We start from the raw sequence: 496 nt of genomic DNA, 5'->3' as shown, positions 1-496 counted from the left end.
TGTGGGAGGAGCCGTACGTCATCTACTCGAAGATCCTCGACGAGACCGACCACGTGATCGTCGGGCCGATGGTCACCAACCCGGGCACCCGGGACTGGACGGTCACCGCGTCGCTGTTCGCCACGCTCAACGAGATGTACGGCAACCGGACCATCTGCGGGATCGGCCGCGGTGACTCGGCGCTGCGGGTGCTCGGCCACCAGCCGCGTACCCTCGCCGCGCTGCGCGAGTCGGTGCAGGTGATCCGCGGGCTGGCCAACGGCGAGAAGGTGCGGCTGGGCGACACGGAGCTGCAGTTCGCGTGGGCGGCACAGAGCCGTCTCGAGGTGTGGGTCGCGGCGTACGGGCCCAAAGCCCTGGCCCTGACCGGCGAGGTGGGTGACGGCTACATCCTGCAGCTCGCCGACCCGGACATCGCGGCCTGGATGATCGCGGCGGTCCGCAAGGCGGCCGCGGCGGCCGGACGCGACCCGGCGGCGATCAAATTCTGCGTGGC

1 protein-coding gene is annotated in these 496 nt (G+C 70.8%); it reads left to right on the top strand.

Annotation, left to right across the window (positions count from 1 at the left end; genetic code table 11):
- On the top strand, positions 1-496 hold a 496-nt coding region (locus HH310_RS43010), incomplete at both ends, for an LLM class flavin-dependent oxidoreductase (RefSeq protein WP_169181554.1).

This window comes from Actinoplanes sp. TBRC 11911, from assembly GCF_012933445.1.
GTDB lineage: Bacteria > Actinomycetota > Actinomycetes > Mycobacteriales > Micromonosporaceae > Actinoplanes.
This window is presented reverse-complemented; position numbering and strand designations above follow the sequence as displayed.